Source organism: Brevinematia bacterium (genome assembly GCA_039630355.1).
In the GTDB taxonomy this organism is placed as follows: Bacteria; Spirochaetota; Brevinematia; order DTOW01; family DTOW01; genus SKYB106.
In genome coordinates, this window is sequence record JBCNVF010000123.1 from 1 (window position 1) to 16,081 (window position 16,081).

At 39.0% G+C, this 16,081-nt stretch carries 9 protein-coding genes and 1 tRNA gene; 4 read left to right on the forward strand and 6 right to left on the reverse strand.

What is annotated here, in order from left to right; translation table 11 throughout:
* The 3 genes from ABDH28_07800 to thrS all read right to left on the reverse strand — a co-directional run.
* A partial coding sequence (locus ABDH28_07800) for a GGDEF domain-containing protein (GenBank protein ID MEN2998917.1) occupies window positions 1–709 on the reverse strand: 709 nt, incomplete at its 3' end.
* A 21-nt stretch (window positions 710–730) separates the two neighbouring features.
* Window positions 731–3,595, reverse strand: coding sequence for a hypothetical protein (locus ABDH28_07805; protein MEN2998918.1), 2,865 nt, complete (start codon window positions 3,593–3,595; stop codon window positions 731–733).
* A gap of 41 nt (window positions 3,596–3,636) precedes the next feature.
* A complete protein-coding gene (gene thrS, locus ABDH28_07810; GenBank protein MEN2998919.1) occupies window positions 3,637–5,502 on the reverse strand; it encodes a threonine--tRNA ligase in 1,866 nt (621 codons plus the stop codon).
* A gap of 360 nt (window positions 5,503–5,862) precedes the next feature.
* On the opposite strand from thrS, the gene ABDH28_07815 reads away from it, so the two are divergent.
* From ABDH28_07815 to ABDH28_07825, 3 genes are all read left to right on the forward strand, one after another.
* Window positions 5,863–5,935, forward strand: a tRNA-Ala gene (locus ABDH28_07815).
* A 72-nt stretch (window positions 5,936–6,007) separates the two neighbouring features.
* Entirely contained in the window at window positions 6,008–7,198 is a 1,191-nt protein-coding gene (locus tag ABDH28_07820; GenBank protein ID MEN2998920.1) for an asparagine synthetase B, read from the forward strand.
* An 83-nt stretch (window positions 7,199–7,281) separates the two neighbouring features.
* The gene (locus ABDH28_07825) at window positions 7,282–11,718 is read left to right on the forward strand and encodes an alpha-amylase family glycosyl hydrolase (protein MEN2998921.1); all 4,437 of its coding nucleotides are present in this window, start codon (window positions 7,282–7,284) and stop codon (window positions 11,716–11,718) included.
* Window positions 11,719–11,769: 51 nt separating this feature from the next.
* Here the strand turns inward: ABDH28_07825 and ABDH28_07830 are convergent, their stop codons facing one another.
* Window positions 11,770–14,010 (reverse strand): sodium-translocating pyrophosphatase, encoded by a 2,241-nt coding sequence (locus ABDH28_07830; protein ID MEN2998922.1) that lies wholly within the window; start codon window positions 14,008–14,010, stop codon window positions 11,770–11,772.
* 230 nt (window positions 14,011–14,240) lie between these two features.
* On the opposite strand from ABDH28_07830, the gene ABDH28_07835 reads away from it, so the two are divergent.
* Window positions 14,241–15,212 (forward strand): NAD(P)-dependent oxidoreductase, encoded by a 972-nt coding sequence (locus tag ABDH28_07835; protein ID MEN2998923.1) that lies wholly within the window; start codon window positions 14,241–14,243, stop codon window positions 15,210–15,212.
* Here ABDH28_07835 and ABDH28_07840 read toward each other — a convergent pair.
* Together ABDH28_07840 and ABDH28_07845 are read right to left on the reverse strand one after the other, a co-directional pair.
* A complete protein-coding gene (locus tag ABDH28_07840; GenBank protein MEN2998924.1) occupies window positions 15,204–15,569 on the reverse strand; it encodes a 6-carboxytetrahydropterin synthase in 366 nt (121 codons plus the stop codon). The two genes, ABDH28_07835 and ABDH28_07840, sit on opposite strands and share 9 nt — an antisense overlap.
* Window positions 15,569–16,081: restriction endonuclease (locus ABDH28_07845; protein MEN2998925.1), on the reverse strand; the 513-nt coding region annotated here is incomplete at its 5' end. The genes ABDH28_07845 and ABDH28_07840, both read right to left, overlap by 1 nt.

Consider the following 16,081-nt stretch of genomic DNA (forward strand, 5'->3'; position numbering starts at 1 on the left):
CCAACTTTCTCTTTATCCTACTGACAAAAGCTATAGCACCAGATTTGCTAGTCTCGGGTAAAAGCACTATAAACTCATCACTACCATACCTACACACGGTATCCTCGGCTCTCTTGTTCAAATCCAGAGTCTTAGCCAAAGCCTTTATAACAAAGTTCCCCTTATCCTCTCCATACCTCATATTTATATGCTTCATATCGTCAATATCAATTAGAACCAAAGAAAATACCAAATTATACCTCTCCGATCTCCTAACTTCACTCCACAAAACTTCCTTGAAATATCTATAATTAAATACTCCCGTCATCTCATCAATGTAAACTCTCATCTCAGATGAATCATAGAGAAATATCTCTATTACAACAGGACTCTTCAAAGAGTCATTGTTATATGTAAAGTAATCTATTATTGATGTCCTTATACTTATGTTTCTCCCAAGTTTTTGTGTTAACTCTTTATGCCTCTCAACAATTTTCTGCCAATGCTCCAGAGCAACCTCCTCAGGAAACTCAAGGTGTGAGAGTATGTAAAGAAGGGAAGAAAAAAAATTTTCCCTATCCCTTGAGTCTTCAACAGACTCATACAGTTCTTTCAATTTTCTAAAAAATGCATCTCCAAGAACATACTCCTGATTGAGCAAATCAATTATCTTCTGCTTCAGAACTTTACTTATCTTTCTCTCAATCACAGCTATAATATGTCTGATCACTAACAAAAAAATCAACTTCCATTACCAACCAATTGGAAACAGGATCAACAAACTAAGATACAGTGTCCTACTATCAGCATTATAAGTTACCTCTATTCCGTTCTTACTGTCCAACCTTCCAATCAGATTTAAGCTAAAAAATACACCTCCTACTAATTCCGTTGCTACCTTGGTATATACAACATCCTGAAGAGTATTGAACAATAAACCAGCCCTTGCCCCCACCTCACACCAAATAGATGTTACATAAAATGGCCATATTCCACCATTTGCTTCAAAAAGCTTCAGATACAATTTTGTCGTTCCTACAAGACTATTATTAGCCTCAGTGGGATACTCAAAGTAAGTTGGTAAGTAAAACTCAAAAACATCTCCCTCCTCAATAGGAAAAAGTTCTACATACTTATAACCACTATAAGAGAAAGTATTTTCAAGCGTTGAGAAAAGAGTATTCTTCATTCCTATTCCAAACATTGCTACACTGTTACCCCAAAGTCTCACAGAATACGAAAAAAACTGGCTAAGTAATACAGAATCTTCACGAGAGCCTATGAATCTATTCGCTACTTTTAGATTTACATTGTATAAAAACCCTTCCTCCATCGCTATCGCTCCTAAGCTATTTTCCAATGTGCTCAAAGTGCTACCTATCGTAAGGTATGGAGAAAATAAACTGCTATCAGAGGTATAAAACTTGTAATCAGGAAACGCATTTCCAACCTCCCTCCTACCAACAAAAGATGGTAAAGATACTGCAAAAAATGGATGAAATCCTACGTAATTATTCCCAATCTCCGCATCCACCCTCAACCTAAAGTAATCTAAAGTAAACATGGAATAGTTATAACCTAACGAAACCAACCTATCTACAAGAAAATACCCAGAATCCAAGTGCTCCCTTAAAACCCTAACACCTATCAAAACATATGGAATTCCAGCTTCAGTAAAAGCAAATTCATAGTCTATAGTCTTTGAGTTAAAATTCCAACCCAGACTTATAAGAAAGTTCCTAAACTCCAACGGTTCATCGTAAAAGCTGAAGAAGACACCTAATTTTCTAAGTGACAAATCAGAATTAAACTGAATATCTGGTAAAAAACTCATAAGTATTGATAATGGAGTTATATTGTTAAAATGACCATAAGGAGTTGATTCAGATATATTCGTTAAAGTAGACTGTATCCTACCCAAACTTTCATTAACCTTCAAAACTTTAGAAATCTCTAGCTTTTTAAATTCCTGGCTAAGCGGAGTTGTATAGAACACATCAAAACCATCGTAAGAGAAAGATATACCATATATCCTACCAGAATACACTACAGGGCTTATGAAACTGAACATAGCTGACACAACTTTCTCCATCGTTTCTCTCTCTAAGTCATACTCAAAAACATCTATCTTTTCACCATCCTTTCCAGAAAAAACTATCCCTCTTCCAGCTATACTAGCATCTAAGATAAGCTCAAAATCATCTATCTCCTTAATAAGCCTAAAAGGACTTGTAAGAAAAACCCTTATAGTATCCCTTCCTTTTTTCCTACTAACTAACGAAATCAGATTATCGCTTGCGTAAATTCTTTTATAGAAAATCCCTTCCTCCAAAAGAGTTTCTACTTTTACAGAATCCGAAATAGTAATCTTCACAACTTTTGTCTCAGAATCACTCTCCACCAACGCTAGCAATGTATTCTCGTCTAATACTGCAACATCATAAACTCCCTCAATACCTAAATTTCTTTCCTCTATCAATCTTAAATATTCACCGTAAGCTAGCTTTCCCACTTTTAGAATATTGCGAGTATAGTACTTTGAAGAAATTGTCTCAACAAAAGCAATAGTATTTCCTTTCAGATCAAAGCAAGGAATATATCTTCCATATATTAGAAAACCTGACTTGTTGTTCCTTAAATCAAAGAACTTCAAAGACGATAACTCTCCCTTCCTACCACTCTGCGAGTATACCAGAAAATCCCCACCAAGCCTTAGCCTTCCCTTATAAGCACCATCAAAAGTTACTCTCTCAACAGTATTTGAATATGATCTTGTGAGAATATTACTAATGGAAAAAATCTCAAATTTTTCCCATTCCAGAAATATATCACTCCCAAAATTGTTGTTAAACGAGTAGCAAAAAAAACCTGGAAAATAATGAGAACTCTCCTTGTAAAACCTGAAAGCCTTTTCGTAGCCATACTTTTGCACTAGGTAGTAAAAAAACATCCCTCCATACAAATACCACGTATCCAGCGGAAACTCATTCACCAAGCTAGCATTGTAAAGTCCTCTAAACTTGCCATAATAGACCTGCGAATAAAACGTATCTCTAAATATTGGATTATTCAACCTACCGTAACCCCACATGCTCTCACCCATAACGGTTATGGACTCTATAAACATTCCGGGTAGGTATAGATTTGGAGTTACGTAATAACCGAAAACAGCCCTAAGAACATGCCAAAATCCGTTTGCTTCCTCAAGTGTTAGAGCATGTATAAGCTCATGAGCAAAAACACTCTTTATATCATCATCAAAATCCATATCAATGTAAAAACCACTTATAGGTGAGGTGTAGATAACTATCCTTGGTGTAGGAATAGGAGCATAATATCCATTAGGTAAATCACTCTGGTTTGCCACTATTACTGGAAACTTATAAGAAAATCTAACATTCGCCTCTTTACTTAGTATTTCATAAACCTCATCACAGACTGTCGCCAACTTACTAGCTGTCTTTTCCGATGTCTCCGAAAAATAGATACAGAAATACTTAGTCTCAATCTTCCTCCAATTTCTAGTCGGGTCAAAAGTAGAAAAATTTACCCAAGCAAAAACTTCTAAACTCCAAAACCCCAATACTAAAGCAGTCAAAACTACCTTTTTCTTCATACATCCTCCTAATAATGAAAGTCCTCTTAATCTCCTAAGACTTATGAAGCAATTTCACTCACCATCAGATCAACAAACTCCTGAAGAGTTCTACTACCTATCTCTCCTCTATCCCTTGATCTTACCGAAACAGTATTAGTCTCAACCTCCTTTTGCCCTATTATTACCATATAGGGTATTCTCTCCAACTGAGCCTTTCGTATCTTAAACCCAAGTTTCTCATTTTCCTCATCTACTCTCACTCTAAACTTTTTTTCCTTAAGAATACTTTCTACCTTACGAGCAAAGTTAAGAAACTTCTCCGATACAGGTAAAACTACTACCTGTAATGGTGCAAGCCATAAAGGAAACTTACCAGCATAATGCTCTATAAGTATTCCTATAAACCTCTCAAGACTTCCATAAATCGCCCTATGTATTATTACAACTCTATGGGGCTTTCCATCTTCACCTACATAGTTAACATCAAACCTTTCAGGTAAAGCCATATCCAATTGGATTGTTCCACATTGATGCGATCTACCAATAGCATCTTTAAGGTGAAAATCTATCTTAGGTCCATAAAATGCTCCTTCCCCCTCAAGTATATTGTAATCAAGTTTCAGTTCGTCCAGAGCTTCCTTAAGTCCATTTGTTGCAATCTCCCACATATCGTCAGTGCCTATGTATTTCTCAGGTTTTGTAGAAAGTTCAACAGAATACTCAAATCCAAATTTCTTATACACAGTGTCCACAAGTTGTATCACCCGTATAGTCTCCTCCTTTATCTGTTCTGGAGTTATGAATATATGCGCATCATCCTGCGTAAAACCCCTGACCCTGAATAACCCATGCAAAACTCCAGCTCTTTCATATCTGTGAACATTTCCAAATTCCGAAAGTCTTAGCGGTAAATCTCTGTAGGACCTAACTTCAGACTTGAAAACAAGTATACTCCCAGGACAACTCATAGGCTTAACCGCCCAACTTGGCTCTCCTCTTACCTCCTCATCTCCAGCAAATGCTACATACATATTCTCTCTATAGTTTAACCAATGCCCTGACCTCTCCCACACTTCTCTCTTCATGATCATAGGTGTCTGAATCTCTAAGTATCCGTTAGCGTAAAGAAGATCCCTCATATAGGAGATAAGAACATTCTTTAAAATCATGCCATTTGGTAACCAAAAAGGTATTGCAGGAGACTCATCAGAAAACAAAAACAGCTTCAACTCCTTACCAAGCTTTCTGTGATCCCTTTTCTTCGCCTCCTCAAGTTGCCATATATACCTCTCCAGCTCCTCTTTTGTCCTAAACAAAATACCATATACCCTCTGCAACATTTTGTTTCTTTCATCACCTCTCCAATAAGCCCCAGCAACACCAACCAGCTTGAAACCATCTATTGGTATATCGCCCGTTTTCTCAACATGAGGCCCTTTACACAAATCTATAAATTCTCCAGTTTTATAGACAGAAACTTCATTCTCCTCTATTTCCTTTATTAGTTCAACTTTGTACACCTGCCCAAGTTCCGAAAAAAGCTTTATAGCTCTCTCCTTAGGCAGGATCTCTTTCTCAAGAGGAATATTCTCCCTGATTATCTCTCTCATTTTCTCTTCTATCTTTGGTAAATCTTCATCAGATATCGTTAGGTCCAGATCCACATCATAGTAGAAACCGTTCTCTATTGTAGGCCCAATACCTAGCTTAACACCTTTGCCATATATCCTCTGTATCGCCTGCGCCATAACATGAGAGGCTGTATGCCTTACAAACTCGTAATATTCCTCAGAACTTACGTACACCGGCTTAATACCATCAACATCTTCAACCTCAGACAATAAATCCACAAACTCATCTCCCCTCTTAAACCCAACTATCTCATTCGGGTTACCAAACTTCCCAATCAACTCCTTAGCTTTCATATACCATTACTCCAGATAGCATTATAACACCCTAAGCCGAAAGTTTTCCAGTTTGACTCCAAGCCATTAGACAGTTAACGATACGAAACACAACTAAGGAAACGCATTAGGCTTACAATAAGGTATAATTCTTCCATCACAGCTTCTATCAGACTAGGTAAATACTTTCCTAATAAGCACCTAAGAGGTGCGGTACGAGTGAAGTTTGTGACTAACAAAATCAGAAACAAAGAGAGTAAGCAAACAAAAGTTTAGAATCTTGCTTACTCATTCAGTGGGAATTGGAACTTATTGTTAATTCACTAATTTTCTTGAGTTTAAGGCAAGTATGTTAGTATAATTACTATTGGAAAACACTTTGGGCCCGTAGCTCAGTTGGGAGAGCACTACAATGGCATTGTAGGGGTCGTGGGTTCGAGTCCCATCGGGTCCAATGAAACTCCTCATAGCCTTCTTACTCCTTTTTCTACCCTTCTCAGGGTCAGCAAGTTATATATTCATTCCAATGGACTTTAAGCAGACAGATCACTTAAAACCCTATGGAGTGGTGTACAATACCCTCTTGCAAGGAATCGAGTGCTATTGGGTTTTGAACTACAGAGGGGGTAGCTTCGCAATACCCTATAACCAATTTTCCCTAAAAATTCTAAGGAATGCTAGGATTTTATATAATGTCATCTCCTACGAAGAATGGAACTCTATTATCAAGCTGACAAACTCGGAGAACATTAACGTTATCAAGTTGACTAAGGCCCCTAAGATAGGGCTTTATAGGTTAAAGATAGAACTACCTTATGATGATGCTGTAGAAATTGCCCTTAAGTATGCTGATATTCCTTTTGTGGAGCTTACTGACGAAGATATATTGAACGGGAAGCTTAAGTTGCTGGAAATAGATTGGCTTCACTTTGATCATGAGGATTTTACAGGGCAATTTGGCAAGTTTTGGGCAAGCTATCATAGAGAGCCTTGGTATATAAGAATGGTGGAATATCTAAAGCTAATGGCCAAAAGGAACGGTTTTGGCAGTGTAGCTGAAATGAAGAAAGCCGTGTCCTTAAGGATAAGAGAGTACGTTTCAGAAGGAGGCTTTCTCTTCGGAATGTGTGCAGGAACCGATACCCTTGATATAGCTTTAGCAAGCTTGGCTACTGATATCATTCCTGAGACTTTTGACGGTACACCTATTGATCCCAGTTTTGGGTCTAAGCTTGATTTTTCTATAACCTTTGCCTTTAAGGATTTTTCTTTGGTTCTAGACCCTTATGTATACGAGTATTCGGATATTGATTATCCTAACTACCTGATAAATGAATTTGAGCATCCCAGATACTTCTACTTGAAGGAGTTTTCAGCAAAGTATGACCCAGTGAGCACCATGTTAGTTCAGAATCATACTCTGGAGATAAGAGAATTTTTGGGGCAAACTACAGCTTTCAAGAAGAGTAAGCTAAAAGAGAACGTTGTTGTTTTAGGAGATTATGTTGGTAGTCTGGGAGAGTATGCAAAATACATAAGAGGTGAAGTTGGGAAAGGAGCTTTCTGTTTCCTTGGGGGACATGATCCCGAAGATTTTGCCCATTATGTAGGAGATCCACCTACCGACGTGTCCTTAGTGCCTAATTCTCCTGGCTACCGTCTAATACTAAACAACGTTCTTTTCCCAGCATCTGAAAAGAAGAAGAGAAAAACTTAACTACTTTTCCAAAAAATCACTTACTCTCTGTTGTCACCTCTCTCGCTCTTTATCCGTTTTACTATTACTGGAGGTATAAAGTTATGAAGCGGAAACTACTTCTGGCGATAAGTATAGTTTCTCTCTTCCTTTTGATATTTCTGGGATGCCAACGAATGCCAACTATTGAAACACTAGTGCTTGAAAAACTTCAAGCTAGCCAAGAAAGCACTCAAAACATGGACTTACAGCGACCTTCAGCTGAGATAGTGTCTCCTAAAAATTACGGAATTGTGCTTCAAACATTTCCTGTTCTCGTGCTTGCTTCTGATGACAGGGATATTGAAAAAGTAGTTGTCATAACTCCATATCAAATTTTGGAGGTACCAAGTGGGGAACTTAGCATAACTAAAAGTCCTCAAGGATTTGTCTATACAACTGTTCTCAGGAGTATTGATATACCTTCTGGTGGCACAAACGAAATAAAGGTTTTTGCCATTGATAGTAATGGTAATGTGAGTACGACTAATTCGCTCAAGGTGATTGTGGATGTTAGCAATCCAACTATTAGTATAGTTGGGTATGAGAACACCTCTGTTAGGTTTTCCAGCACTAATTTTCAGTTAACCCTTAGCGCCGAGGATGATACAGTAGTAGATGGACTATTCCTTGCGATAAACACCAATGCTTATAGTGAGGTTGCTAGAGGGAAAACATTTTCAACAAATCTTGTTTTTAACAATAATAGTACAAACATTTTGAGAGTATATTCTAAGGACACTGTAGGTAGAATTAGCGAGATAAGGGAGATAACAATAATAGCAGACTCTTCATTGCCATACATTACAATAGAACAGCCTAGAAACTACGCATGGCTTAATACTAGTAATGTAATCATATCTGGAAATGTTAGTGTCTCTGGAGGTTCAAGCCTGAGTAAGATATACCTCAAGCTTGGCGATGGTGCATGGGAGGAAGTGCCTAATCCGCAATTGGTATGGGTAGCTCAAAAGGTAATTCCGGTTGAGAGTAGTAATATAATTATAAAGGCTAAAGCTGTTGATAGTAGCGGTAGAGAGAGTTTTGAAGCTTCTGTGATAGTTGGTATAGACTGGACACGTCCAACCGTTTCAATCCTTCATCCTCAGAATAACTCAACTGTTACTCAAGACAACGTTACTGTAAGCGGTAACGCTAGCGATGCTTTAAGTGGTCTGAAAGTTGTGCAAGTTAAAGTCAACGATGGTGGATATGTAAACGCTTTTGGTCTTGAGAATTGGAGTCAGGTAGTTTCATCTTTAACTAATGGTGTGAATACCATATATGCTAGGGTAGTTGATGTTGCTGGTAACATCTCAGAAGTAAGCATTGCTGTTGTAAAGTCTGTTCCATCGGGAGGAGGTGGTGGCTCCGGTGGTGCTGGTGGAACGGTAACTTTTCCTGGAGATGGCCCAGAAGATCCTAGGGACTGGAGGGTATATTTTGTGATGACTGACAGGTTTGTAGATGGCTATTCGGGAAATAACAATATCTACGGTGACGAATATAGAACACCTAACAATGATAGTGACGAGGCCTTAAGATACTACAATGGTGGTGACTTTAAAGGTCTTATCAACAACCTTGACTACATAAAAGAGATGGGATTTAATGCGATATGGATTACTCCAGTTGTAAAGCAACCTGAAGGTAGATACGTTAACAGTAGTCAAACCTACGATGCTGCAGGTTATCACGGATACTGGGGATTTGATTTTGATAGCATAGATCCTCACTTAGAGTCACCAGGTGCTACTTTCGATGACCTTATAAGAGAAGCTCACAATAGGGGAATAAAAGTTATTCTTGACATAGTTCCTAATCACGGACATGGTGGTGATGCTCACCCAAGCGTAAGGTGGTATGCTGATAGATTAAAAGTTAAGTTTGATGGGCAATGGTGGGAGTATAATCCCACTACTGATCCCTACAAAAATAACCCGAATGTTGACGGAATCTGGGAAAATAGTCCTGGCTTCTTTAATTACCGAGGTGACTATAAACTGCTAGATCTACTTGATTTTAACGAGTGTGACCCGAGAACAAGACAGCATATGTTCAATGTGTATAAAAAGTTTATTGATAGAGGAGTTGATGGATTTAGACTTGATACTGTTGCATATATGAGAAAACAATGGTGGGGACTTTTCGCTGATACCATGTGGGAATACGCAGTTTCTAAAGGTAAACCATGGTTCTGGATAGTAGGAGAAGCATGGGTTGCTACCAGGCAGGAAGCCCTGAGCTATTCCACATACTCTACAAGAGGAGTACTATCTCTGCTTGATCTTCATGGTTCTTGTATGGATTTCCCTGGGCAGGCTAAAGGTGTATTTGCGGGTAGCAGCGGTTTTGAGCAAATGGCTAACATAATGGCTAGTGATTACAGTGGTGGAATTGATCCGACGTTTCTGGGAACTTTTGTTGATAATCACGATAAGCCTAGGTTCCCAGGTGGTTATGCAGATAGTGGTTCAATGGTGAGAATGTGGAAGAATGCTCTTAATTGGTATTTCCTTGCAAGAGGAATACCAATTGTTTACTATGGAACCGAGTTTGAGGGAACTCACGATAGCATAAACGATTACGGAGCAGGTGAACCGAAAAACCGAAGATTTGTTGGTCAAGATAGAATAAACAGACTGAAAGCTAATCCTGGTAACTATCCTATCTATAGGCATTTGCGAATGCTTAATAGGCTAAGAGAGGCAGAAATTTCTCTAAGAAGAGGTTCTCAGGTCAATATCCATCTGCAGGGTGATTTGGCAGTTTTTAAGCGGGAATACGTAAGTTCAGTCTCTTATGTTGTTATAAACAAGAGTAGTAGTTCTGCAAGCTATTCTCTTTCGCTACCTAACGGTCAATATAAACTTCTCACCCCTTCTGGTGACTCAATAGTGACTAACAATGTGCTAGTTTCTTCTGGAAACTACAATGTCAATGTGGCGGGAGATAGTTTCGCAGTGCTTGTTTATACCTACCCAGATCCAGCAAACAGTGTAACAATCTCTGGAACATACACCGCTAGTATGAGTAGAGTTGTAGGTAATCTGTGGAGAACTACGATAAACGTTTCTTCAACAGGCAGTGTGAATATACGGTTTAATGCTGTATTTGGCAACACAACTAAGCACTATGGTGATAACGATGAAGTTGGGACATTCCTACCTGTAAGTGGGACCGCAGTGGAAACTTCCTCTGATCCAATAACATTTAATGCTCCTGTTGTAGGACCATATCAGGTTGAATTTAATGATGCTACCCTGAGCTACACCATAAAGTATGTTGGGACAACTCCTATAACTACAATTGTTTGTAGGTCATTTGTTGGGGGAGCAAACTTTGTTAGTATCTGTGGTAGTTACTCTCCTCCTACCAGTGCAAGTGATACAAATAATCATGTTCCGGGAATGACTTGGTGGGATAGTGGTCCTGCTACTTTAATGAGTTATGTTGGCACTGATAGTAATGGTAGGAATATTTGGGTTTGGACTACTACCTCTGTACTAAGCGGCAAGAAGATAGAGTTCAAGTTTAGAAGAAATGGAGTTGATTGGACCCCAGGGGCAAATTACAATGTCACTGGTGGACAGTCTGTTGACATAACCTACGACTGGGGCCTAACCTCAAGTCAAGGTGCTCCTAACCTAAACGATACTACACCACCAACTGTGGCTATAACCTATCCTGCACAAAATCAGGTTATACTCAACCAGACTAACATAACCGTATATGGAACTGCTTCGGATGATAAGAGTGGTGTTAAGGAAGTGCTTATTTCTGTAAATAATTCGCCTTTCGTCTTGGCAAATGGAACTACCACTTGGAGCTACACAACCAACTTGCCGATGAATACTTCTAACTCCGTCAGGGTCTTTGCAAAGGATGTTTCAAATAACTTTAGTGTTACAAATCAAGTTAACTTCGTAATAACGAATATTCCAAGTGCCTCGGTAGTAGTGAAGTACTTCAACAATTTGTGGAGTAGTGTAAATATCCACTATAACGCAGGTGGTAGTTGGACCACTCCCCCAGGTGAAGCTATGAGCAGTGAAGGCAATGGATGGTGGAGTAAGACGATAAATGTTAGCTCTGAGACTTACGAGTTTGTCTTTAATAACGGTTCTCAGTGGGATAATAACATAAGTAGAGACTATATATCCAAACTTTCGCTAGGCACTTTAGTGCATGTCAGCAACAGGGTTGTAAATGTGGGAACTCTGTATACAGGAACTGCGCCTGTAAATGTGACAATAAGGTATTACAGGCCTGGATGGAGTGTGGTTAAGATACACTACGACAATGGTAGTGGTTGGACTACACCTCCGGGAGTGGATATGGAAAGCGAAGGTAATGGCTGGTGGAAGAAGACTATAAGCGTAGTTGGTAGCAATTATCAGTTTGTGTTTAATAATGGGAGCGGTGTCTGGGATAACAACAATGGGCAGGACTATAAAGCTAACATAGGATTTACAAATGTAATAATTAGGGGACAGAAGTAAAGAATCCTAACATTTGGGGGGAATATTCCCCCTCTTCTTTTCTGTTTTGTTTTACTTTTTTTCCTCAGTTATTGCTCCTCTCTTACTTAGGGCTACTGCAATGCCAAGTATCACTAGAGAACCTGCAACAACAATAGCCTTTATCCATATTGAGAGATCTAGAATAACAACTGGTGCTATAAGAAGTGAAACTAAATTTATGACTTTTATCAATGGGTTAAGAGAAGGTCCTGCAGTATCCTTAAATGGGTCTCCAACGGTATCGCCTACTACTGCTGCTTTGTGCTCGTCAGTTCCCTTTCCACCTAAAAATCCATCCTCAATTTTCTTCTTTGCGTTATCCCATACACCACCAGCATTGGCCATAAACACAGCAAGAAGCTGTCCTGTTAGTATCGCTCCTGCTAAAAATCCACCTAATGCCTGAACACCAAAAAGAAATCCTACAAGTATTGGTGAGAATATAGCAAGTATACCTGGACCTATAAGTTCTTTTTGAGCTGTTGCTGTCACAATATCAACAGTTTTGCCATAGTCGGGTTTTTCTTTCCATTCCATGATTCCGGGTTTTTCCCTAAACTGTCTTCTCACCTCCTCAACTACTAGAAATGCAGCCCTACCAACTGCTTTTATTGCGAATGATGAGAATAGGAAAGGAACAGCTCCACCTAGAAGCAGGCCTATAAACACATCTGGTAAGTTTATCTGGATACCTTTTAAAAATAGATGCGCCTCATCTATAAAGGATCTGAAAAGAGAGATAGCAGCAATAACCGCAGTTGCGATAGCCAGTCCCTTCGTTAGAGCTTTTGTGGTATTACCTATAGCGTCCATTCTATCAAGAACTCTACTTGCTTTTTGATCTTTTACTCCTGACATTTCAAATATTCCGTGAGCATTGTCTGTTATAGGTCCATATGTATCCATCGCTAATATGTAGCCAGTTGTTGTTAGTAGCCCTAGGCCTGTCAAAGCTATACTGTATGCTGCAAGTGAGAGACTTTCTGGAAACACAAGCAGTGCTCCACCGATTGTGCCTGCTATCACCACGATAGCCCAAACGGTAGACTCAAGTCCTACTCCCATTCCAGTAAGTATTACTGTTGCTGGACCAGTCTTACTAGAGTACGAAACCTCAGTTGCTGGCTTCTTATCCGGATGTGTGAAATGATCAGTGAGCCACATAGTAACAACAGCTAGCAAGATGCCGATTGAGGGTGGAATTAGGAACCTAAAGTCAGGCTTCCCAGTATTTGGATCAACTAAGTAAAAATAGATGACTACCGCAAATCCTAGTATAGACAATAATGCTGAAATTATATATCCTCTCGTTATTCCCCTCATTGGATCTTGCTCTTCTTCTTTCATTCTCACACTCCATATGCCGACCATTGATGAAAACACTCCTATGGCCCTAAGGATTAAAGGAAACATTATTAGCTTAAGTGCAAACAATTCAGAGTTCTGACCATATGTTTGGGTAAAGACTGGATCAAGAAGAGTTGCTGCTGCTAGAATGATAGCAGCTACAAGAGTAACCTCATAAGACTCAAACACATCTGCTGTCATTCCTGCGCAGTCTCCAACATTATCTCCAACGTTATCCGCAATTGTTGCTGCATTCCTTGGGTCATCTTCCGGAATTCCCTTTTCTACCTTGCCAACTAAGTCTGCTCCGACATCCGCTGCTTTTGTATATATTCCTCCACCTACCCTCATAAACAACGCTGCAAGTGCTGCACCAAATCCAAATCCAACCAAAACTTTCATCGCTTCCTCTCGGAAAGCCATAAATATTATCGTAGCACCAAGTAACCCAAAACCTAGAGTGAACATTCCGGAAACAGCTCCAGCTCTAAATGAGATTTTTAAGGAATCGGAGAAACTCTTTGTAAGAGCTGTGTAAGCAGTTCTCACATTAGCTTTAACCGAAAGCCACATCCCAACAAAACCTGCTCCGTAGGAAGCAAATACTCCCATTAAAAACGCTATTGCTATACCCAAGGGAAGCCTTATGTCAGTGTATACTGTTCTATACATGAAAAATAGAATCACCATCAGCGCTATGATGAACCAGATCATTGTGTTAAACTGCCTTCTCAGATACGCCATCGCACCTTCTTCTATAGCTAAGGAAACTTCCAGCATTTTTTTATCATCAACTTTCGTCCTAAGAACATACCTGACTAGGAATAGTCCGTATATCAGAGCTATTATAGAGCTAGCCAATACGAAGAATAGTATCCCCCATTCAACCTGACCAAACTGGGGCAGGGTTATTTTACCTTCCATATGTACCTCCCTGTTTAATTTGAATTGATTATCAAAGAAACTAAAAAAGCTTTCAACTAAATTCCCATCAAAAATCTTTGTATAAAAGCTTAGTTATCCTCTAGAGAGCTCAAACACTCGTCCCTGATCGTAAGAAAACTAACCACTTACCAATCTCCAGATCTTAGCTTTCGCCAGATCTCAGATTGAATCTAAAGGTTTGGATACATTACACTTTAATCTCAAAATCCATGAGAATACTAATAACTGGTGCAAGTGGCTTTATAGGACATCATCTTGTTGAACTTCTACACAAAGAAGGTTTTGAAATAAAATGTCTTGTGAGAAAAACAAGCAAAGTTGACGAAATCAAGGATAAAGTAAAACTAGTGTATGGAGAAGTAACGATTCCCTCTTCTCTGGAAGAAGCTGTAAAGGATGTAGATTATATAATCCACGCAGCAGGAGTGGTAAAAGCAGTATCTTCAAAACACTACTATCTAGTGAACACCCAAGGAACGATAAACCTGTTCAATGCTACTCTGAGATTCAATCCTAATATCAAAAGATTTGTATTTATAAGTTCGCAGGCAGCAAGTGCCCCGTCAACCGAACCGATCTCTGAAGGCTTTCCACCTTCACCAGTTACTTCCTACGGCAAATCAAAACTGGCATCAGAGAAGTTTCTAGAAGAAAATCTCTCAAAGCTTCCAATAACTATAATAAGACCCTGCTCCGTCTACGGACCTTACGATAAAGAGTTCCTGCCGATATACAAGATGATAAACCTAGGGGTAGAACTGCTAGTAAAGGGTGGAAAAACAAAACTAAGCATGGTTTATGTAAAAGACTTAGCAAAAAGTATACTCCTGGCTATGACTTCCGAAACTACAATAGGCAAAAAGTATTTCTCAGCCCATCCGGAAGTTGTGTATCTTTCAGACTTCTATAAACTAATAGAAAAAGCTCTTGGCAAAAAATTTGTCCTCAGAATACCAACACCAGTGTCACTACTATACTTCTTCTCTGTATTCACAACGTTGTTTTCTAGAATAACCAATCATCCAATCATGTTTAATCTGGAGAAAGTCAACGAACTGAAAAACAGTTGGGTATGTTCCTCAGAAAACCTCATCAGAGACACAGGTATGAAGTATGAATACAACCTAGAAACTGGAGTAGAAGAAACGATAAAGTGGCTAAAGGAGAAGAAATTACTCTGAGCTAACCATCACCGAAAAATTTTCAGTCTCCTCTAACTTAACATATTCCACAGTGTAGCTAGTATTTTTGGTAAGTTCGTTAAATATAAAGCTTGCTACATTCTCAGCGGTAGGCACAACTCCCATCAAAACAGGATTCTCATTAAGGTTAGTATTATCAAGCTTTGACACCACTTTGTTAAGTTCCTTTTCAAGCTCAAGGAAATCCACAAGCATTCCATTTTCATCAAGAGTAACACCACTTACGCAAACCTCAACTTTATACTTATGCTTGTGTAGATTCTCCCACCTATTGTCTGGCAGTTTCACGCTATGGAAAGAAGAGAAAGAGGATCTAACCACTACCTTGTATTTCATTATATCTTCTTAAGTATTTTGGTAAGTTCACTCCTATCCACGAGCACAACCGGTCTATTTTCAGAGTATCTTATTGCCTTGGGAGTAAACTTAGATGTAGTTATACATATCCCCTTCACTCCGTGAATTGCCTTAACCTTATCAACAATGAATGAAAGCACATCATCGTCAACAGCTTCCCCACTACGCACAACTACCACAAAAACTTTTCCTTGCCTCACTGCTCCCCATTTACCAGACCTCTCAAGTGCTACTAGGTGTACCACATTATCGCTGACGATCTTACTATCAATAACATCATATTCCATTGCAGATAATATCTTCTGAGATAAGATTTCAAATGTTGAGGTAGAACATGTCACAAAATCCTTCAGTTTATCGTCCATTCTAAGATCACTGTATCTAGTTAGCTTTTCCTGAACATCTAAGTAATTAGGTCTATACTGTGCTATTCTCTCCCACTGCTCAATAGCTTCAAGAATCTGTTTTCTACTTTCATACACACTAGCTAG